Origin of the sequence: Candidatus Arsenophonus triatominarum (assembly GCF_001640365.1) — a bacterium.
In the GTDB taxonomy this organism is placed as follows: domain Bacteria; phylum Pseudomonadota; class Gammaproteobacteria; order Enterobacterales; family Enterobacteriaceae; genus Arsenophonus; species Arsenophonus triatominarum.
Genome location: NZ_LWMI01000016.1, coordinates 159,744 through 180,293 on the forward strand (window position 1 = coordinate 159,744; position 20,550 = coordinate 180,293).

A 20,550-nucleotide genomic window follows, 5' to 3' on the forward strand; every position below is an offset into this window, starting at 1 on the left:
ATAGTTGCTGAATAGAGACTTGCATTTTTTGTCACGCTATAGACAATAAAAAGAGGTTTAACTTAGAAAATAACGGTTTGAAATGATCAACAAAGAGCGGTTGTTACGAGATAATCGTTTATGTAAAGCAATCATTGGATTATCAGTCGAAGAATTGAAAAATTTAGCCGCTGAATTTTCAGCTTGTTATTTGATTTATCGGAAAAAGAATCGAAAAGATCACGAGCGGCAGATGGGTGCAGGGCAGAAAGGATTTATCCCAACCCCATTAGATAAACTGCTTTTTATTTTATTGTATTTAAAATGTTATCCGACCTATGATTTGCAAGGACTTCTTTTTGGTTTAGATAGAACACGGGTATGTCGCTGGGTAAAAATATTATTGCCGGTTTTAGAGATGACCTTGGGGCGAGAATGTGTTTTGCCCGCTCGTCAAATTCGCTCTGCTGAGGAATTTTTTCGCGCCTTTCCTGGAGTTAAAGACGTCTTTATTGATGGGACAGAGCGACCTGTCCAAAAGCCTAAGAATCTGCGTCGGCGAAAAAAAATGTATTCGGGAAAGAAAATACAGACCACTCGAAAAGGGCTTATTATGACTGACGAAACGAGGAAAATTGGATTTATCCCCATGATCAAAAATGGGCGCCGTCACGATAAACGCTTACTCGATAAAGTCGATATAATTCGCCATATTCCCCCTGAGGTAACCATCTGGGCCGATACCGGTTTTCAAGGTATAGATAAACAGCATCCTAATACACAAATCCCAAAAAAAGGAACTCGAAAAAGACCTTTATCGCCTGAACAAAAACAAGAAAATAAAATAATCTCGGGCATCCGTATTACGGTTGAACACGCCATCGCGGGTATCAAGCGCCTCGGTTGTATGACCCAAATTTTACGGAATCGTAGACCCTTTATTGATGATACCTTTTTACTCCTTAGTGCCGGTCTTTGGAATTTCCATCTCAGAACAGCCTAAAATTTACTTCAATCACCGAAATACCCTTATTTCACTATTAAGCAACACGCTTATTGGAACCACGCACCGCATTTATCAATACGTTTTAGAAGCGCAACATCTGAGATATTGACTAAGCCTGCAGCGGCTGCTCGAGCGACAGTTTCACGCATTGAGCAATCATTACAAAAATAAATCAGTAACACCCTGAGCAAAAGAGCAGGACTAGTAAATTGACGTCCAAATTTCAATGCACCGCATTCTCGAGCTTTATCTTGCCAACCATCAGGCAGGAGCATCGTTATTTTTTCCCAGTCGTCAAACGCCAAATTTGTAGTAGATGTCATTTTTATCATCTCTTCTCAATCATGAGAAGCAATTATACATCGTGATGATTTTTTGGTTAGCGCTTATGGGGTTTGCCCCTCGAAATCAACTGCAGCCGGACGCGCTCGCAGCTTTGCACAAGTCAGCAATCTTCCCGTTTGATTGAAAGTGATCGTAACCAAAATAATGCTAAATTACGTGCCTTTGACTGGAATGAATTAAAAAATATCTATGATAGTGGACTATTGCGTAGCGAGGGCGAAAAGGAGGAAGTGACGATACCGAAGAACTAGTGTTTAGAGGCGCTATCGTTATTGGTCAAAATGCACCTATTCACGAGTTTCGCACCAATAAAAAAACGCTCTATTTTTAAGTTTAATTCAGCATAATATATAAATAGACAAAATCTTATAAATTAAAGGCAACTTATTATAATTTAAACAAATTTATACGTTTTAGTAACTTGCAAATTAACCATTGCTTTTAAGCCATTTCTGGAATTTTATATGCCTGTGCGAAACTCGTGCTATTATGACTGAGAACACTGCCATTCCAGAACGGTTGATCCATTTATCAACGGATAAGCGTCACCATTCTCAAGTGACTAAAGAAGCAGCGACAAGACTTGAGCGCTACCCAATTAATGCGGTATCCGGTTTTGTGCCTAAAGTGTTAATGCAAGGCGATAAAATATTCCAGGCAGCTAGTGAACGTTACGAAGAGATTGACAAAATTTTGTATGTGGATCCCGAAATTCATCACACTCGCATTGCCCGTAACCACGCCCAGATGATTGCTTTTTTAGAAATGTTGCCAGAGGTGATTTCTGTTTCACCGCAGCGCATTGAAGAAACGACCGCTTTTATTGTTAATTTAGCCAAAGAGCGCGTCAAAGCGGTACACGATGATCCGGATGATATTAACGAATTTTGGGCGATGTTTGATTATTTGGATACTGAAGATATTTACGGGGTAAACCATAGCGCAAAAGAGAATGAATTTGCCATCAATTTTAACCAGCTCATCCAGATTGCCAGTGAAAAACGTGAGCCTTTTGTTGATATCGTTAACATTAAACGGCGGTTAACGGCACTTTATTAGAATTAAAAGTATACGCAGTCATATTAATGCTACCTACAATGCCGCTTTACCCAAGGGGAGCACACTAAAAAAACCGGACGTGTTAGAATGCTGGACATTTGAAAAAAAATAATTCAATCCCTGTTTGCTATGTTATACTTTAACAAACATTAAGTTGTTTTTTATAGCTAAGCGACTTTAAAATGATTATAATAAATTGCTATCATATCAGTAAATTTATATTGGATAAGATCATATCTTTTGGTAATCAAAATAATGTCGCCTAGCTATCCTGATCCTTAAAAAAACGTTAGGAGAATAATCTTAAAAAATTAAGGAGTTGAACTGATTTTTATTCACAAGTAATTGATAAAAATAATTAACTGTTATTTTTTATGTTCTTATCTTTGTAAGTTTTACATGTTCTGAAGATAAAATACGAACTTACTAACTAACAAATTTATTCCCTAAAAGGATTTTTATGTCTATCACTTTTTCAACACCACATATAAACCTAACAATGAATGAATCAAAACTTCATCAACTTTTGACCGCTAATACCTTAGAAGAAGCAACCAAAATAAATAATTTGTCTGATTTTATTGATAAAATTATTGACTGGTTTAAAGGAGGAGTAAAACATCAAACAATAAAAAATTTATTCTTTTCCATTCAAGATATTAAAAATGGAGATAAAATTAATCCTGAATCTAATCGTTTAGAAAAATTCATGGAACTTAGAAGCTTAGTAAACCCAGAACATCAAAGTAAATTTACATTAGAAATAGGTGAAAAAGATGTTAACAGCGATTGGGGTTATAAGTTAAAGATAGATGGTTTAACATTGTATGAATGTGATAAAGTTTTCGAAAAAACTCATTCTTACGAAGAAAAAGCCAACCTTCCGATTTTTTGTGCGAAAAAAATCATGATGGAAGTTAAAGGAAACTATAATAAATTTAAAGAAAAGTTAGAAAATAAAGAGTCTTTTATTGCCTCTAAAATTAAAGACATGATAGTCGATGAAGAAGCTCAAAGAATATTGAAAGAAAATTTGTACGACTCTGCTTATAGCAAAGAAAATTTTATTGGTTTTGGTAAGAATAACAATAAAAAACAAACGTTCATAGCTCGCTTTAATAACGGAAAAGAAATAGAATTTTCCAACATTGCGCCTATTAATTCTGAATTACGTGGATTGACGCTAAGACGTCTTTTAGAGAACAGTAATTATAAAAGTTTGAGTGAACTAATATTAAGTAATCATATAACTGAGCAAGATAGCTTATTTAAACGAACTATTACGGACAATATTGTGTATTATCAGATTAAACAAAATAACCTCTATTTTGACGAAAAAGAAAAGGAAGTTTTCCATAAGGAATTATCTCATATAAAAGTTGGAAACACCACATTGACAAAATTATGGAATATCGGAGAGAGAAAAAGCTGGTTATACGATACATGGCTACCTAGAGAAAAAAATAAAAAGTCTAATTTTATTGAAAATAAAAACTCATCAGAAATTGATAACCATAAAATATCATCTATTAATAAAGACAATGAAGAGTTAAATCTATTTAGTGATGAATCTAATAATAAATTAGAGTCTTCTGCTAATAAGTATGATGAAAAATTAAATCCGTTTAGTGACGAATACAATGAAGAGTTAAATTCATTTAATGATGAATCTAATAATAAATTAGAGTCTTCTACTAATAAGTATAATGAAAAATTAAATCCGTTCAGTAACGAATACAATGAAGAGTTAAATCCATTTAGTGATGAATATAGTAATAAATTAAAGTCTTCTGCTAATAAGTATGATGAAAAATTAAATCCGTTTAATGATGAAAGAGTCTAATTTGTAAAATATGTTCAGTGAAGCCTGCAGTATCGGTGTAATGCTCTGTAATTTCCAAAGTGCTTTCGTGATACAGCAGGCGATCAAGCACGTCGGTTGAGTATCGCACCCGATAGATCACTTTTGTACACGAGTTTCGCAAGCTCCGAAAAAGAAGTATAAAGTTCAAAACAAGAAAAAATTAGGATGTTTATATTTTATCAGTTTATCAGTAGTAGCTCAGACTTGATCTGATAGTTACCGGTTATTTATACAGTACCTGTCAGATTAAATTTGATTTAAATCTTTCTTTCTCCAAAGTTGTTTTCCATCGTGTAAAGTTGCCATAGGAGTTCGACCGCAACACATTTTTCCTTGATGAGTGCGTTGGTTATTATATTCCGCTAACCATTTATCTAAATCAGCTTGTAATTCATCTAAAGCCCTATAGATTTTCTTACGAAAAGCCACCTGATAGAACTCTTGTAATACAGTTTTATGAAAATCCCATTGGTTTGAGGTGAACGAGCTTTAGTTTTTGTATGATCAATATCATTGTAGTGGCATACTAAATTTGGCCACCTAAGTTGAGGTGATATGCTTACCTCATAATTTTTATAGGTGCCGAAATGAGTAAAATAATTACTGCTGAATTTAAATGTGAAACCGCCAAATTAGTCCTTGACCAAAATTACACCTACCAGGAAGCCGCGAAAGGCATGAACGTCAGTCTTTCAGCGATTAGCCGGTGGGTAAGAGCCCTTCGTTTAGAACGTCAAGGGAAAACATCGCCTGGTCTGCCATTAACACCTGAACAAATTGAGTTCAGAGAAATGAAGAAAAAAATCCACCGGCTGGAAATGGAGAATGACATCTTAAAAAAGGCTACTGCGCTCTTAATGTCCGACTCACTGAAAAATTTTCGGTAGTTGAAAAGCCAAGAGTGCTTTATCCGGTGAAAACTTTGTGTCGTATTTTTAATGTTCACCGAAGCAGTTATCGCTATTGGTGTCGGCCTAAGGAGTGTAGTGGCATACTAAATTTGGCCACCTAAGTTGAGGTGATATGCTCACCTCATAATTTTTATAGGTGCCGAAATGAGTAAAATAATTACTGCTGAATTTAAATGTGAAACCGCCAAATTAGTCCTTGACCAAAATTACACCTACCAGGAAGCCGCGAAAGGCATGAACGTCAGTCTTTCAGCGATTAGCCGGTGGGTAAGAGCCCTTCGTTTAGAACGTCAAGGGAAAACATCGCCTGGTCTGCCATTAACACCTGAACAAATTGAGTTCAGAGAAATGAAGAAAAAAATCCACCGGCTGGAAATGGAGAATGACATCTTAAAAAAGGCTACTGCGCTCTTAATGTCCGACTCACTGAAAAATTTTCGGTAGTTGAAAAGCTAAGAGTGCTTTATCCGGTGAAAACTTTGTGTCGTATTTTTAATGTTCACCGAAGCAGTTATCGCTATTGGTGTCGGCCTAAGGAGCCAGATATTGAGCGGACGATAAAACGTAGCCTAGTCAGCGAAGCGTGGAACGTTAGTGGCGGCTCTGCTGGCGCAAGGACTATCGCCACGATGGTTACCAATACACACAACGTGAAACTTGGGCGGTGGTTAGCGGGTAAGTTGATGAAAGAATTAATCATCGTCAGTTGCCAAGAGCGAAAACATAAATACAACCGCGGTGGAAATGAACGTATTGATATTCCAAATCTGCTCAATAGGCAGTTCGCTGTTACAAAGCCTGACCAGGTTTGGTGCGGCGATGTAACCTATATTTGGACAGGCTCACGATGGGCCTATCTGGCTGTGGTATTGGATTTGTTTGCCCGAAAACCGGTGGGTTGGGCAATGTCATTTGCACCAGACTCAGAATTAACCGCCAAAGCACTACAAATGGCTTGGGAACTACGTGGGCATCCCAAACAGGTGATGTTCCATAGTGATCAGGGAAGTCATTATACCAGTCGTCAGTATAGGCAGGCATTGTGGCGTTATCAGATGACCCAAAGTATCAGTCGCAGAGGGAATTGTTGGGATAATAGTCCGATGGAACGATTCTTCCGTAGTCTGAAGACCGAATGGGTGCCAACGACTGGCTACCAAAGCTTTAGTACTGCTCAGTCAGCCATTATTCGCTACATAACCCACTACTATAGCGATATAAGACCTCACTGGTATAACGGTGGATTAACGCCAAACGAATCAGAGCGACTGTTCCGTGAACAGTCAGGTAGGGTGGCCAATTTTAGTTGACCACTACACTAACGTAAAAAATAATAGAGTAGATGAACAGATTGAAAACGCTGTAGTTGAGTATGCGATTGAATACCCTGCACACGGTCAACACCGCAGTAGTAATGAACTAAGAAAAAAAGGCATTTTTGTTTCGGGGAGTGGCGTTCGCTCTATTTGGCTGCGCCATAATCTCGAAAATTTTACAAAACGCCTAAAAGCGCTTGAAGATAAAATCGCAACAGAAGGAATTATCCTGTCAGAATCACAAATCAGTGCTTTAGAAAAGAAAGTGCAAGATGATGAAGCCTGTGGTGAGATTGAAACAGCGCATCCAGGTTATCTGGGTTCACAAGATACTTTTTATGTCGGTCATTTAAAAGGCGTTGGTCGTGTTTATCAACAAACTTACATTAAGCGTGTTGCTTAATAGTGAAATAAGGGTATTTCGGTGATTGAAGTAAATTTTAGGCTGTTCTGAGATGGAAATTCCAAAGACCGGCACTAAGGAGTAAAAAGGTATCATCAATAAAGGGTCTACGATTCCGTAAAATTTGGGTCATACAACCGAGGCGCTTGATACCCGCGATGGCGTGTTCAACCGTAATACGGATGCCCGAGATTATTTTATTTTCTTGTTTTTGTTCAGGCGATAAAGGTCTTTTTCGAGTTCCTTTTTTTGGGATTTGTGTATTAGGATGCTGTTTATCTATACCTTGAAAACCGGTATCGGCCCAGATGGTTACCCTCAGGGGGAATATGGCGAATTATATCGACTTTATCTGTATTAGTCTTAACTTAATCCGACAATTCTGATTTAAAAAAGAGCGTTACCGGTTTTAATTAACATCATTAGATAATTAAATAAAAGGTAATTCTATGTATCAAACAAATAATCCTATCATAAACATAAAGTCGGGTTACTTAACCTCGCTGAAGAGCTTAATAACGTCTCAAAAGCCTGTAAGATTATGGGGGTATCCCGAGATACGTTTTATCGCTACCAGGAACTTGTTAACGATGGTGGGATAGACGCTTTAATTAATCAAAATCGACGGGTGCCTAACGTAAAAAATAGAGTAGATGAACAGATTGAAAGCGCTGTAGTCGAGTATGCGATTGAATACCCTGCACACGGTCAACACCGCAGTAGTAATGAACTAAGAAAAAAAGGCATTTTTGTTTCGGGGAGTGGCGTTCGCTCTATTTGGCTGCGCCATAATCTCGAAAATTTTACAAAACGCCTAAAAGCGCTTGAAGATAAAATCGCAACAGAAGGAATTATCCTGTCAGAATCACAAATCAGTGCTCTAGAAAAGAAAGCGCAAGATGATGAAGCCTGTGGTGAGATTGAAACAGCGCATCCAGGTTATCTGGGTTCACAGATACTTTTTATGTCGGTCATTTAAAAGGCGTTGGTCGTGTTTATCAACAAACTTACATTGATACTTACAGTAAAGTCGTTCATTAAGCCTGTTGCTCAATAGCAAAATTAATTATGACTTACAAAAAAACCAGCCGATGATGATAAAATCATCAATTTTTGCATTAAAAATAACCTATGTAAGATTAAAAAATAAACTATTTTTGTATTTTTTAGATGTATCTAACTTGTTTTTATTTTAAGCAACTTTATTTCACTATTGAGCAACATGCTTATTGTAAGCTTTACACAACAAAAAGCGCGATAACGGCGGCAGATTTATTAAATGACAAGGTTCTCCCTTTTTATTCCCAGCATGGGTTACCGGTGTTACGTATACTGACGGACAGAGGCAGTGAGTATTGTGGTAAAGTTGAACATCACGATTATCAACTTTATCTCGCTATCAATGATATTGATCATACAAAAACTAAAGCTCGTTCACCTCAAACTAATGGGATTTGTGAACGCTTTCATAAAACTGTATTACAAGAGTTCTATCAGGTGGCTTTTCGTAAGAAAATCTAAATGAATTACAAGCTGATTTAGATAAATGGTTAGCGGAATATAATAACCAACGTACTCATCAAGGAAAAATGCGTTGCGGTCGAACTCCTATGGCAACTTTACACGATGGAAAACAACTTTGGAGAGAGAAAGATTTAAATCAAATTTAACCTGACAGGTACTGTATAAATAACCGGTAACTGTCAGATTAAGTCTGAGCTACTACACTTTATCGAGTAAGCGTTTATCGTGACGGCGCCCATTTTTGATCATGGGGATAAATCCAATTTTCCTCGTTTCGTCAGTCATAATAAGCCCTTTTCGAGTGGTCTGTCTTTTCTTTCCCGAATACATTTTTTTTCGCCGACGCAGATTCTTAGGCTTTTGGACAGGTCGCTCTGTCCCATCAATAAAGACGTCTTTAACTCCAGGAAAGGCGCGAAAAAATTCCTCAGCAGAGCGAATTTGACGAGCGGGCAAAACACATTCTCGCCCCAAGGTCATCTCTAAAACCGGTAATAATATTTTTACCCAGCGACATACCCGTGTTCTATCTAAACCAAAAAGAAGTCCTTGCAAATCATAGGTCGGATAACATTTTAAATACAATAAAATAAAAAGCAGTTTATCTAATGGGGTTGGGATAAATCCTTTCTGCCCTGCACCCATCTGCCGCTCGTGATCTTTTCGATTCTTTTTCCGATAAATCAAATAACAAGCTGAAAATTCAGCGGCTAAATTTTTCAATTCTTCGACTGATAATCCAATGATTGCTTTACATAAACGATTATCTCGTAACAACCGCTCTTTGTTGATCATTTCAAACCGTTATTTTCTAAGTTAAACCTCTTTTTATTGTCTATAGCGTGACAAAAAATGCAAGTCTCTATTCAGCAACTATTTTATTGATACTTACAGTAAAGTCGTTCATTGTAAGCTTTACACAACAAAAAGCGCGATAACGGCGGCAGATTTATTAAATGACAAGGTTCTCCCTTTTTATTCCCAGCATGGGTTACCGGTGTTACGTATACTGACGGACAGAGGCAGTGAGTATTGTGGTAAAGTTGAACATCACGATTATCAATTTTATCTCGCTATCAATGATATTGATCATACAAAAACTAAAGCTCGTTCACCTCAAACCAATGGGATTTTCATAAAACTGTATTACAAGAGTTCTATCAGGTGGCTTTTCGTAAGAAAATCTATAGGGCTTTAGATGAATTACAAGCTGATTTAGATAAATGGTTAGCGGAATATAATAACCAACGCACTCATCAAGGAAAAATGTGTTGCGGTCGAACGCCTATGGCAACTTTACACGATAGAAAACAACTTTGGAGAGAGAAAGATTTAACACGAGTTTCGCACAGGCATATAAAATTCCAGAAATGGCTTAAAAGCAATGGTTAATTTGCAAGTCACTAAAACGTATAAATTTGTTTAAATTACAATAAGTTGCTTTTAATTTATAAGGTTTTTTCTATTTATATATTATGCTGAATTAAACTTAAAAATAGAGCGTTTTTTATTGGTGCGAAATTCGTGTTTAAATCAAATTTAACCTGACAGATACTGTATAAATAACAGGTAACTGTCAGATCAAGTCTGAGCTACTACATATTATAATCAATTCGTTTTAGCTGGAGGAAGGCGTTCTTTTAATCGGCACAAAATAATCAAATGAGACCATATGGTTTTCTGGATTATTGTAGTTACATTCAGGATTATTAGGATCTTTCAGATGATAATGTTCTATATCGTGTCCAGCGCGACGGGTTAGATTGAGATTAGGCATATAAACACCATAAATCATATATAAAAACTGTTGTAGATCACTTTTTGTTGGTTTTCCGTCAAAAGTAAAGTGGGCATAATCACCGCCTTCGATGATAACTGAATGGTATAAATTATTTTCATTATCAGCATATTGCGGTTCGACTGCAGTTATATATGAAACCGTTTGTTCATCATCCTTTTCTGAGCTATGCACGACACGATATAATCCATAAACTTCATTAGGTATAATTTTTGTTTTATCTTGATAATGTTGCCAAAAATATTGGCGCATTTCAGCACAAGCAGTAGACCATTTTTCTAATATATATGAGCAAGTTTGTTCTATTCCCATTAAATGTTTCGGTGCTAGTGTGACAAAGGATACATTAGGTAATTTTTGTTCTTCTAGAGTGATTGGTGGTTGCATACCTGTAGCACACCACTCTTCACTGCGACGATAGAGAGCTGGTGTAATGCCAAATTGTTTTTTAAACGCACGAGTAAAGGTTTGCTGTGAATCAAAACGGTATTGCAGTGCAATATCAAGAATTGGCCGACTAGTCAGCCTAAGAGCAACAGCCGTACGGGAAAGTCGGCGAGCACGGATATAAGAGCCAATAGCTTGCTGAGTAATGTTTTTAAACATCCGCTGTAAATGCCATTTTGAATAACCGGCTTTAGCTGCGACGTTATCGAGAAATAGCGGTTGATCTAGATGTGTGTCTATCCAATACAGTAAATCGCGGATAATATTGTTTTGATCCATAGAAGTACCTGGTTTAAATAATCACCTATAAATAGTATAAAGACTTTATAATAAACATCCATTTAATACTAAATTGGTTTATATAGCTATTTTATTATTTTTTATGGATATTAATAATGTAAAAATAATTTTATTATTTAATGAGTGTTATTAAGGAAAATTGATATCATGCGAAATTTATCAAAATTACTATCTATTTTAATAATATTTTTTCTACCAAATTCAATATTGGCAGAAGAAATCGGTTCTGTTGATACGGTCTTTAAACTTTTTGGTCCTGATAATAAAATTGTTATTGAAGCATTTGACGATCCGGATATTAATAATATAACTTGTTATCTGAGTCGAGCAAAAACAGGCGGTATTAAAGGAGGTCTCGGCCTGGCAGAAGATACTGCTGATTCGGCAATTTCCTGTCAACAGGTTGGGCCAATAATTATAGATGACAAAATAAAATTAAATAATAAAAAGGGGCAAGTTGTTTTTCAAAAACGTACTTCATTGATTTTCAAAAAACTACAAGTAGTACGTTTCTACGATAAACAACGTAATGCACTTATTTATTTAACTTATTCAGACAAAATAATTGATGGATCGCCTAAAAATGCTATTAGTGCTGTGCCAATTATGCCATGGCATTAATATATTTATTAAACCCCCAACACCTAAATAAAAGGGGTTTAATATGTTATATTTATTCTTCAATATCACCACAGAAGCGATAACCTTCACCATGGATGGTGGCAATAATTTCTGGTGTATCGACTATCGATTCAAAGTGTTTACGAATACGGCGGATAGTCACATCAATAGTTCTATCGTGGGGCTTTAATTCACGTCCGGTCATTTTTTTCAATAGTTCTGCACGTGTTTGAATTTTACCTGGATTTTCACAAAAATGTAACATAGCTCTGAATTCACTACGTGGTAATTTATATTGATCACCAATCGGGCTGATTAAAGAGCGACTGTTAATATCCAGTTCCCAGCCATTAAATTTATAACTTTCTACCTGGCGGCGTTCACCACTGATTTGGCAAAGATTCATTGTGCGCGAAAGTAAATTTCGGGCACGAATTGTTAATTCGCGAGGGTTGAAAGGCTTAGTTATATAATCATCGGCCCCAATTTCTAATCCTAATATCTTATCAACTTCATTATCACGCCCGGTAAGAAACATCAGCGCAACATGAGCTTGCTCACGTAATTCGCGCGCAAGTAGCAGACCATTTTTGCCTGGCAAATTAATATCCATAATGACCAGGTTAATATCATTATCAGATAAAATATTGTTCATTTCGGCTCCATCAGTAGCTTCATGTACAATATAGCCTTCTGCTTCGAAAATGCTTTTTAAGGTATTGCGTGTGACAATCTCGTCTTCAACAATCAAAATATGTGGGGTTTGCATATGTGCTACCTAACTCTCTACAATATAAATTACCAGATTTACACACTAATGTTTCAAGAGCATGCTTTCTCTAATTTCATTTTATAATACTAATGAAAGCTTAGCGAATATCATTAAAGTTCATATAATTTTTTTGTAACAAAAAAACAATTATGCCGAACCTAAAAGAAATTTACTAAACAATTCTTTTCTCATTTTATGTTAACAGCAATATAACACCTAAAAGGCTATTTACCACCTAAAAAAATGACTTTTGTTGATACACGTCAAAATCGAAATAAAGCTATTATAAAGATTATTACTTAAATTATATGATTTTTTGTGTCATAAAATATTGTATTTAAATTAAAATAGGCACTAATGTAATTTATATGAAAAATATAAACGTTAAGCCTCTATTATTATTTATCTGTTAACATACAAGAGTTGCTGATTGTAAATAGATAAAAATTCTCATTTATTCGGTTATGTTTGTTTTTTTATCTGCTTAAAGTGAAATGTATTCTGTTGATAATAGTTACTTAACAAAGAAATGAATATGTTTAATTAGTTTTAGTAATTAAAGCACGAGTTTCGCACAAACCTAATTTGGGTATACTAATAACCCTCTGATCTGCTCAGCAATGGCATTTTTGATTACATGCCAATTTTGTTGATAAAGAGTTATTTTTTCAGATATACGGCGTTTATGTTGTTCAAACCACGCAGAAATAGCGAGAAAAATATGATTTCTTTGCGCTCGACTCGTGCGAGCCTGACAGCGTTCAATACCACAATTTTTTTAACTTCTCGATGATAAACTTCAACAAACCAAGGGGCATCCATGATAGATTTGACGTATTGACGGGTGGGATTGTCTTTGTTTGTTACTCTGTAATCAATACGGCCGTTTTTGGCTGTAAATTTGAAAACAGTCACCCAACCGTAGCCTCGTAAGTGTATTGGAGTTCCTTCTTCTGAGATGTCTAACTTGTTCAGTTGTTTGTTATGGTTAACAATCCTGTTTTTCCTCAGCGTGGTTACCCAGACCCAACCATGAGAGCGAATTGATTTCAGATTATCCAGGCTAGAATACCAGGCATCCATCACTACCGCTTCTGCTATGATCCCTCTTTTTTTAGCAAGAGCGAGCATTTCGGAAAAGTGTGTGTTTTTTGTTTTTCCATCGGAATCTTTCACGAGTTTCGCACCAATAAAAAAACACTCTATTTTTAAGTTTAATTCAGCATAATATATAAATAGACAAAATCTTATAAATTAAAAGCAACTTATTGTAATTTAAACAAATTTATACGTTTTAGTAACTTGCAAATTAACCATTGCTTTTAAGCCATTTCTGGAATTTTATATGCCTGTGCGAAACTCGTGGAAATCATATTTTTCTCGCTATTTCTGCGTGGTTTCAAGATGGTCGCCTAGGGCGACGACTTGTCATTGCTTGTTAGTACTGGTATAACCCGATACCTATTGTCTCAATCTTTTGCTCCCTTTTATGTCACCGCGTTTTAGTCATGTTTTTCAATTTGGTCAACGCTGGCTCAATTGGCTTAATCGCCAACCCCCTGATAGTGTCCGCACTGTTGTGATGGAAACCATGGTAAAGATTATGGCTTGCGGCACTTCGCTTATGGGGTGGTCAATTTGGCGCTGTCCTGACCCTCAATGTAATTCTGAGAAACGGGTTAAATTTAGTCGAAGCTGCCCCCCACATTGTGGCGTCAAAGCTTGCCTACAATGGATTAACAATACGCTAGCTTGGTTACCCGAAGTTCCTTGGCAGCACATCACTTTTACCATGCCTTGTGAATATTGGCCTATTATTCGCGCCAACCGTTGGCTTCTCGGTGAAATGAATCGATTAGCCGCTGATGTGATATTAACCATCTGCCGTGACCTCAATATCACCCCGGGCGTTTTCACTGCCATCCATACCTGGGGACGAGACCAAAAATGGCATCCGCATATTCATTTTTCAACCACAGCCGGCGGGGTGACTAAAAAGAATACCTGGCGGGATATCAGCTTTTATCGCGAAAACATTATGACAATGTGGCGATATCGGATAACGGCATTATTGAGAAAACATTATTACACGCTCACCATTCCCGATGAGCTTAAAGCTGAAGGAAGAAGTAAAGCATGATGGAATCAATTACTTAACACTCACTACAAGCGCGGGTGGAATATTAATCTTTCTGATATTCTTTCCAATATTACCCATGTTACCCTTTATCTCGGATTTTATCTAAAGAAACACCCTGTCTCGCTCAGTCGCTTAAAACATTATTCCGGCGAAGATAACATCACGTTACGTTATATAGCTAGGCGACTTAATTTTGATTACAAGGTGTGTTATGAGTTATACAATTGATTTTCGACGTAAAGTAATATCTGTAAGGAAAGCCGAAGGTTTAACAATTCGAGAAACTGCGAAACAATTCCGTATTGGAAAAGCGTCTTTAGTACGTTGGCTTAAACGACCAGAGCCAAAAAATTCAACGCCACGTAAGAGGAAGCTCGATAAAAATGCTTTAGCAAAAGATGTGGAACAGTATCCAGATGCTTACCAAAAGGAACGGGCAGAGCGATTCGGTGTTTGTAAAAAGACTATTTGGCAATCCCTTAAAAAGCTGGGATTAACCTATAAAAAAAACTCTATTCCATCCAAAAACCAACGAAAGCGACAGGCTGGCACATCAGCAAAAAAGACAACAGTATGAAAAAAAAGATAAATCTGTTGTTTTTATTGATGAAAGTGGTTTTTCACATGACACTCCACGAACTCACGGCTATTCCCCAAAAGGTCACCGTTGTTTTGGCCTGAAAAACTGGGGTGCTAAGGGAAGAACAAATGTTATTGGCGCTTTATTGGGAACAACCCTTTTTGCTATCGGATTATTTGATTGCAATATTAATCGTGATGTTTTTTATGTTTGGATCACAAAAATATTGCTCCCAGAACTTCCTGAAAATTCTGTTATTTTTATGGACAACGCTAGCTTTCACAAAGGTAAGAATATTGAACAGGCAATTATAAACGCAGGACACCAGATAGAATATTTGCCTGTGTATTCACCAGATTTAAATCCTATAGAACATAAATGGTCTCAAGCTAAACGTAAAAAGATGGAAACAGGATGCACTATCGATGACCTGTTTTTAATACATATGCTGTAATCAAAATTAAGTCGCCTAGCTATAAGAGCCACCGCACGAAAAAACAGGAAGACTTGGTCATGACATCCGATGAATTTATTACCCAGTTTGCGTCTCATGCGCCAGAAAAATGGTTTCACATGATCCGCTATTACGGCTTTTTAAGTCCATCAGCACGGATGCGAAAAATGTTAACAGAGGTTGTTTATCCTTTAGCTCAGCAAGATAAAAAACCCGCTAAAAAAGTCACCTGGCGAAACATGTATCAACACGTCTTTAAAGTCGATCCACTTGCTTGTCTCTTATGTGGGAAAAAATTACTTTTCGTAGGAATGAATTTTGGATTGAATCGTAAAGAACTTATGGCACGTCACCATGATCTGGCTTGTTTGCGGTGGCGATAAAAACTCACGACAGGGTAGATCTATCCTTTTGTTCAAAATTGATTAATAATTAACCGTTTTTTAACCATCTATTCCGTTCCTTATCTCAACCTTCAACATAATTTTGGCAAAATTTAGAAGAAAATAAAAAGGATTTCATCATGGCGCAGGTTAATGAGTAACCATTTCGGGTATTAATTTCTTATACATCAAGCAGATTCCTCTTTAATTTTTAATTTCCAGCTAGGAACATTTTGCCAATATTTTTGTTCTTTTTCTAAATCTAGCAGCATTAACGCATTTTGCTGTAAATAGTGAGGAGGAAAATAGAGTGTCCAATGATTTTGATCGGTTTTCAAACGTAGTGAGTTTGGCGTGGTTGTCGATTGACGTTGATTATTAAGTAGTGTAGCTAACCGTAATAGTTGGATGATGGGTAAATATTGTTTTTTCTTAAATAGATTTAACTTAGGGAACTCATCAGCTTTGATACTTTTTTTATGATACCTGACCAATGTCGCTAGTAATAACTGTTGCTCTTGGTTAAATCCTGGCAGATTGGTGTTGTATAAAATATAGGCAGAATGACGATGTAAGCCATTATGATTGATATTTAATCCAACCTCATGCAGCATGGCGGCCCAGATAAGTAGCACTTTCAATTGTGTGTTAACCAACTTGGGATTTTGTTTTGCCCATTGTTGATAAAGGATCTCGATGGTTTTTGATACTCGCTGCGTTTGTTCTCGGTCAATATTATAGTGTTCAGCTAAACTTAATGCAGTGCGCTGACGAATGTCTTGATGACGAAAACGTCCTTCCATTTCATAGAGAACCCCTTCACGTAAAGCACCGTTAGAGAGCGTTAATTGTTTGATTTGCAGAGAATCAAATATGCCACATAAAATGGCTAATCCCGGAACAAAAATTTGAGCACGCTCTGCCGATAAGCAGGGTAGATCGAGTGACTTAAAATTTTTATACTTTAGTACTAATTTTTTTAGTTTAACTAAGCGCTCATGGGTGATGATGCCATCTGAATCACCCAACTGGCAAAGTACTTCATGAATTGCTTTTATGGTTCCTGAAGCACCAAAGGCATAGTCCCAACCTTGCATTTGATATTGGCAAGCAAGATTTTCCAGCTTTTGTCGGCTAGCAAAATAGGCGCGCGCAAAATTAGTTTCATTAATTAGATTATTAGCAAAAAATTGGCGGGCATAGCTGATGCAGCCCATTTTACGGCTTTCCATTAATAGAGGCTTAAAATCTTCACCAATAATAAGTTCCGTTGAGCCACCGCCAACATCAATTACCAACTTTCGGCCTTTTTCTGACTGGGTATGCTCAACCCCCATAAAAATCAGTCGCGCTTCTTCCTGGCCTGAAATAATTTCAATTGGGTAGGGTATAATGGCTTTAGCTCGTTGAAGAAACTCTTTGACGTTAACAGCTTCTCGTAAAGCATGAGTCCCAACTATGCAAACATTATCAGCGGTAAACCCTTGTAAACGTTCAGCAAAAAGCGCTAAGCAGGTCAAGGCACGCTGAATTGATTTTTCGCTTAATTTGTTATGCTCATCTAAACCGTCAGCCAGATGAACACGTTTTTTGATGCGGGTTAAAATCTGTAAGGCACTATTAACAATTCGCGCAACAATCATATGAAAGCTATTAGAGCCAAGATCTATGGCAGCAATTTCCATCGGCCTCGATGCTGAAGGTTTTATTAATGGCATAGTGTTAAACTCTTGTTTCTGGATGTTCTAGTGATTTTAGATAATCGTAGACAGCAAACTGTGCCTGGATCTTGCGTTTATTACCGCGTGGTACATAACGATTAGTTAACTCTTTATCGATATAACGAGCTTTAACGGTATCATTAAATTGTAATTCAAGAATGTCGAGCACGCGTTGTTTCAGTTGTTGATCAACCAATTTAACAGCCACTTCAATACGAAAATCGATATTGCGGGTCATCCAGTCAGCTGATGAGATGAAGACTTCTTCGTTGCCATTATTACTAAATACATAAACTCTATCATGCTCAAGAAAACGGTCGACAATGCTAGTAACTTGAATATTTTCACTAAAACTAGCTTGGCCGGGAACTAGCGAACACATGCCGCGGATCAGCAGACGAATTTTTACGCCAGCATTGGAGGCATCATAAAGACGATTAATTAACTCTTTGTCGTCTAAGTTATTAATCTTTAGCAAGATAGCGGCCGCTTTTCCCGCTTGAACGTTGGTAGTTTCCCGATCGATCAGTTGAGTCAGCCGAGTGCGTGAATTTTGCGGCGAAACCATTAGATTTTCAAAATTGACAGGTCGGTAAGGATTTTCAATAAAGTTAAATACCCGCCTTACTTCATTGGTAATTTCTTGATTTGCTGTTAATAAGGAATAATCGGTATAAAGGCGAGCGGTTTTTTCGTTAAAATTTCCGGTGCCAATATGAGCATAACGAATAATTTCACCTTGTTCGAGGCGAGAAATAATAAAAAGTTTAGCGTGGATCTTAAGGCCAGGTGCAGAGAAAATGACATGTACTCCGGCTTCGGTAAGATGCTTAGCCCAATGAATATTGGCTTCTTCATCAAATCTCGCTTGTAATTCAACCACCACGGTGACTTTTTTACCGTTATGCGCGGCATGGATCATCGATTCAATAATGCGCGAATCCTTGGCTACACGATAAATATTGATTTTGATTGTCAATACGTTGGGATCAAAAGAGGCTTGGCGTAATAATTCTATCGTATGCTCAAAAGTGTAATATGGATAATAGAGGAGAACATCTTTTTCTCGGATCGCATCAAAGCCATTACGGAAGTTATCAAAACGACGATGACGTAAACGCGGCAGTGGTTTATTCAGTAAATTTTTATTACCTTCGTTCGGAAATTTAATGAAATCTTTAAAGTTATGATAACGGCCGCCGGCAATGACTGAATCATCACTTGATAGTCCGAGTTTTTTTCTCAGCAGTTCTACCATTTCATCAGGCATATTGCGTTGATAAACAAAACGAACCGGTTCGGCATTAAGACGCTGTTTTAAACTGGATGACATCAACTCTAGCATGCTGGATTCCATCTCAGTAGTTAAATCATATTCCGCATCGCGCGTCATTTTCATCGCGTAGGCGTTTAATTGGTCATAGTCAAAAAAGCCTTTAAATATCTCGTCTAGACAATAACGCAAAATATTATCTAGTAGGATCATTGATTTCCTGCGTTTTGGCATTTCAGGCGGTAAATGAACAAATCGAGGTTGTTTGCCCGCTGGAATTTCTAGTAAGGCATATTGAATATTTTGTCCCTTGATAATTTCAACGGCTAAATAGGTATAATCATCTTTTAAAAATTCAACTAAATCAGTTTCCGGCGTGATCAGAATAGGCGTAATATGTTGACGAAGTTGTTGGCGAAAAAATTGTCGTAACCAAATTTGTTGGTTTGGCGAAATTTGCCGTTCGTTAATTAAGAAAATTTGGTTACGCGCCATTTCAAGTAATAACTCGTTATATAATGAGTCAAATTCTTGATCGAGTTTTGCAACTTTGTTTTCAATTCGCTTTAGTAGCTGGCGTGAACTAGATGCGGTTCCTCGTTCTTCATTAATTAATATACGTCGCTTAACATCAGCAAATCTAATTTTATAAAATTCTTCAAGGTTATTGGAATAAATACCTAAAAATCGCATGCGTTCAATCAGCGGATTACGTTTATCTGCTGCTTCTTGCAAAACTCGCTCATTGAATGATAACCAACTGATCTCTTTTTCAGTATAGAGCCGATCTTGAGACATCTTTACTCCATAACCAATATTGTTATTTAGTAATACAGGATATTGATACTTGCCAGCTTATCTGATTACTGATGATTTTTCAGGTGTTTTATTGGCCTCTAGTGGGATTTTTTTTCATTTCACTGTATTGATGTTGAAAAATACTCATCCGAATGACGGTACGATATTGACCATTAATAAAAAATTCATCAACAAAATCGCCTTCAATATGAAAGCCCAATTTTTTATAAATATGCAGCGCTTTGGTATTTTCTTTATCCACAATCAAGTAGACTTTATAGAGATTTAACACCGAAAATGCATAATCCATCGCTAGATTGGTGGCTTTAGCGGCATATCCTTTACCTTGAAAGGTCGGATCGATAATAATGCCAATTTCAGCTCGACGATGAATATAATTTATTTCTACAAATTCAATCAATCTAATTTTAGTGCCTTCATTTTCAATAATAAACCGACGCTCTAACTGATCATGAATGTGTTTGTTATACAGATCACTTAATTTCAACAAAAGCTTCATAAGGCTCTTCGAACCAATAACGCATAGCACTGGCGTTATTATCTAATTGATGGACGAATGGGAGATCTTCACGTTCTAAAGGTCGTAGTGTAATTGACTCATTTTTTTGCCAGTAGGCATAGGATACCTCGATTGGGAGTAAAACTTAGCATATTAAAATAGTTACTATGGATGTTCTATATTTTTAGTCGATTTTGTTAGTAAAGAATAGCAGAATCAAGCTGAGTGATAAATGAGAGCAATTATATTTTAGCAATAAACTCAGTTTTCGATAACTAATTAGTTAAGCATTGGTTGATTATTACTACAAAATTATCAATTAGAATTTGTATCAAT

15 protein-coding genes and 10 pseudogenes are annotated in these 20,550 nt (G+C 36.7%); 14 read left to right on the forward strand and 11 right to left on the reverse strand.

Annotated elements, in window-relative coordinates; all coding sequences use genetic code 11:
- Window positions 1–82: 82 nt before the first annotated feature.
- Window positions 83–982 carry a transposase family protein gene (locus AYJ55_RS14825; RefSeq protein WP_063657095.1) on the forward strand — a complete coding sequence of 300 codons (900 nt, stop codon included), beginning with the start codon at window positions 83–85 and terminating at the stop codon, window positions 980–982.
- Window positions 983–1,032: 50 nt separating this feature from the next.
- Here AYJ55_RS14825 and AYJ55_RS14830 read toward each other — a convergent pair whose 3' ends face one another.
- Window positions 1,033–1,308: a hypothetical protein gene (locus tag AYJ55_RS14830; RefSeq protein WP_063657096.1), complete on the reverse strand. Its 276-nt coding sequence runs from the start codon at window positions 1,306–1,308 to the stop codon at window positions 1,033–1,035.
- Window positions 1,309–1,819: 511 nt separating this feature from the next.
- On the opposite strand from AYJ55_RS14830, the gene AYJ55_RS14840 reads away from it, so the two are divergent.
- The gene (locus AYJ55_RS14840; RefSeq protein WP_063657098.1) at window positions 1,820–2,389 is read left to right on the forward strand and encodes a hypothetical protein; all 570 of its coding nucleotides are present in this window, start codon (window positions 1,820–1,822) and stop codon (window positions 2,387–2,389) included.
- A 460-nt stretch (window positions 2,390–2,849) separates the two neighbouring features.
- Complete coding sequence (locus AYJ55_RS14845; RefSeq protein ID WP_063657099.1) at window positions 2,850–4,232, forward strand: hypothetical protein; 1,383 nt, start codon at window positions 2,850–2,852, stop codon at window positions 4,230–4,232.
- Here AYJ55_RS14845 and AYJ55_RS36140 read toward each other — a convergent pair.
- Together AYJ55_RS36140 and AYJ55_RS14850 are read right to left on the reverse strand one after the other, a co-directional pair.
- Window positions 4,231–4,359, reverse strand: a pseudogene (locus tag AYJ55_RS36140) (Tn3 family transposase); the annotation flags it as partial. The gene AYJ55_RS14845 and the pseudogene AYJ55_RS36140 overlap by 2 nt on opposite strands.
- Window positions 4,360–4,499: 140 nt before the next feature.
- A pseudogene (locus tag AYJ55_RS14850) lies at window positions 4,500–4,768 on the reverse strand (integrase core domain-containing protein); the annotation flags it as partial.
- 72 nt (window positions 4,769–4,840) lie between these two features.
- Between AYJ55_RS14850 and AYJ55_RS14855 the strand changes: the two are divergent.
- The 3 genes and pseudogenes from AYJ55_RS14855 to AYJ55_RS14870 form a co-directional block, all read left to right on the forward strand.
- Window positions 4,841–5,244: pseudogene (locus tag AYJ55_RS14855) on the forward strand (transposase); the annotation flags it as partial.
- A 64-nt stretch (window positions 5,245–5,308) separates the two neighbouring features.
- Window positions 5,309–6,474 (forward strand): IS3 family transposase gene (locus tag AYJ55_RS14865; RefSeq protein ID WP_162505265.1). Its coding sequence is split into 2 segments (ribosomal slippage): window positions 5,309–5,564 and window positions 5,564–6,474, totalling 1,167 coding nucleotides; the frame shifts between segments, so codons are not numbered across the junction.
- A 22-nt stretch (window positions 6,475–6,496) separates the two neighbouring features.
- Window positions 6,497–6,868, forward strand: a pseudogene (locus AYJ55_RS14870) (IS481 family transposase); the annotation flags it as partial.
- A 52-nt stretch (window positions 6,869–6,920) separates the two neighbouring features.
- On the opposite strand, the gene AYJ55_RS34685 reads toward AYJ55_RS14870, so the two are convergent.
- Window positions 6,921–7,214 carry a transposase family protein gene (locus tag AYJ55_RS34685; protein ID WP_074168078.1) on the reverse strand — a complete coding sequence of 98 codons (294 nt, stop codon included), beginning with the start codon at window positions 7,212–7,214 and terminating at the stop codon, window positions 6,921–6,923.
- Between the two features lie 118 nt (window positions 7,215–7,332).
- On the opposite strand from AYJ55_RS34685, the pseudogene AYJ55_RS14875 reads away from it, so the two are divergent.
- A pseudogene (locus AYJ55_RS14875) lies at window positions 7,333–7,915 on the forward strand (helix-turn-helix domain-containing protein); the annotation flags it as partial.
- A 198-nt stretch (window positions 7,916–8,113) separates the two neighbouring features.
- Window positions 8,114–8,553 (forward strand): annotated as a pseudogene (locus AYJ55_RS14880) (integrase core domain-containing protein); the annotation flags it as partial.
- Window positions 8,554–8,605: 52 nt separating this feature from the next.
- Here the strand turns inward: AYJ55_RS14880 and AYJ55_RS14885 are convergent.
- The gene (locus AYJ55_RS14885) at window positions 8,606–9,202 is read right to left on the reverse strand and encodes a transposase family protein (protein ID WP_063657103.1); all 597 of its coding nucleotides are present in this window, start codon (window positions 9,200–9,202) and stop codon (window positions 8,606–8,608) included.
- A gap of 82 nt (window positions 9,203–9,284) precedes the next feature.
- On the opposite strand from AYJ55_RS14885, the pseudogene AYJ55_RS14890 reads away from it, so the two are divergent.
- Window positions 9,285–9,799: pseudogene (locus tag AYJ55_RS14890) on the forward strand (integrase core domain-containing protein); the annotation flags it as partial.
- Between the two features lie 226 nt (window positions 9,800–10,025).
- Here AYJ55_RS14890 and robA read toward each other — a convergent pair.
- Window positions 10,026–10,931 (reverse strand): MDR efflux pump AcrAB transcriptional activator RobA, encoded by a 906-nt coding sequence (gene robA, locus AYJ55_RS14895; RefSeq protein WP_063657104.1) that lies wholly within the window; start codon window positions 10,929–10,931, stop codon window positions 10,026–10,028.
- 168 nt (window positions 10,932–11,099) lie between these two features.
- Between robA and creA the strand changes: the two genes are divergently transcribed.
- Window positions 11,100–11,573, forward strand: a complete 474-nt coding sequence (gene creA, locus AYJ55_RS14900; RefSeq protein ID WP_063657105.1) for a protein CreA — start codon at window positions 11,100–11,102, stop codon at window positions 11,571–11,573.
- Window positions 11,574–11,625: 52 nt separating this feature from the next.
- Here creA and arcA read toward each other — a convergent pair whose 3' ends face one another.
- Both arcA and AYJ55_RS14910 read right to left on the reverse strand, forming a co-directional pair.
- Window positions 11,626–12,342 carry a two-component system response regulator ArcA gene (gene arcA / locus AYJ55_RS14905; protein WP_063657106.1) on the reverse strand — a complete coding sequence of 239 codons (717 nt, stop codon included), beginning with the start codon at window positions 12,340–12,342 and terminating at the stop codon, window positions 11,626–11,628.
- A 583-nt stretch (window positions 12,343–12,925) separates the two neighbouring features.
- Window positions 12,926–13,518: pseudogene (locus AYJ55_RS14910) on the reverse strand (transposase); the annotation flags it as partial.
- Between the two features lie 316 nt (window positions 13,519–13,834).
- On the opposite strand from AYJ55_RS14910, the pseudogene AYJ55_RS14915 reads away from it, so the two are divergent.
- From AYJ55_RS14915 to AYJ55_RS14930, 4 genes and pseudogenes are all read left to right on the forward strand, one after another.
- Window positions 13,835–14,671, forward strand: a pseudogene (locus AYJ55_RS14915) (IS91 family transposase); the annotation flags it as partial.
- A gap of 25 nt (window positions 14,672–14,696) precedes the next feature.
- Window positions 14,697–15,062, forward strand: coding sequence for an IS630 transposase-related protein (locus AYJ55_RS14920; RefSeq protein ID WP_063653415.1), 366 nt, complete (start codon window positions 14,697–14,699; stop codon window positions 15,060–15,062).
- Window positions 15,031–15,519, forward strand: coding sequence for an IS630 family transposase (locus AYJ55_RS14925; protein WP_063653499.1), 489 nt, complete (start codon window positions 15,031–15,033; stop codon window positions 15,517–15,519). The genes AYJ55_RS14920 and AYJ55_RS14925 overlap by 32 nt, the downstream gene beginning before the upstream one ends.
- 5 nt (window positions 15,520–15,524) lie before the next feature.
- Window positions 15,525–15,902 carry a transposase gene (locus AYJ55_RS14930; protein ID WP_281181171.1) on the forward strand — a complete coding sequence of 126 codons (378 nt, stop codon included), beginning with the start codon at window positions 15,525–15,527 and terminating at the stop codon, window positions 15,900–15,902.
- A 188-nt stretch (window positions 15,903–16,090) separates the two neighbouring features.
- Here AYJ55_RS14930 and ppx read toward each other — a convergent pair whose 3' ends face one another.
- The 3 genes and pseudogenes from ppx to speG all read right to left on the reverse strand — a co-directional run bounded on the left by ppx (window position 16,091) and on the right by speG (window position 20,347).
- On the reverse strand, window positions 16,091–17,620 hold the full coding sequence (gene ppx, locus AYJ55_RS14935) for an exopolyphosphatase (protein WP_063657110.1): 1,530 nt from the start codon (window positions 17,618–17,620) through the stop codon (window positions 16,091–16,093).
- A gap of 4 nt (window positions 17,621–17,624) precedes the next feature.
- A complete protein-coding gene (gene ppk1 / locus AYJ55_RS14940; protein ID WP_063657111.1) occupies window positions 17,625–19,694 on the reverse strand; it encodes a polyphosphate kinase 1 in 2,070 nt (689 codons plus the stop codon).
- Between the two features lie 88 nt (window positions 19,695–19,782).
- Window positions 19,783–20,347, reverse strand: a pseudogene (gene speG, locus AYJ55_RS14945) (spermidine N1-acetyltransferase).
- Window positions 20,348–20,550 lie beyond the last annotated feature (203 nt).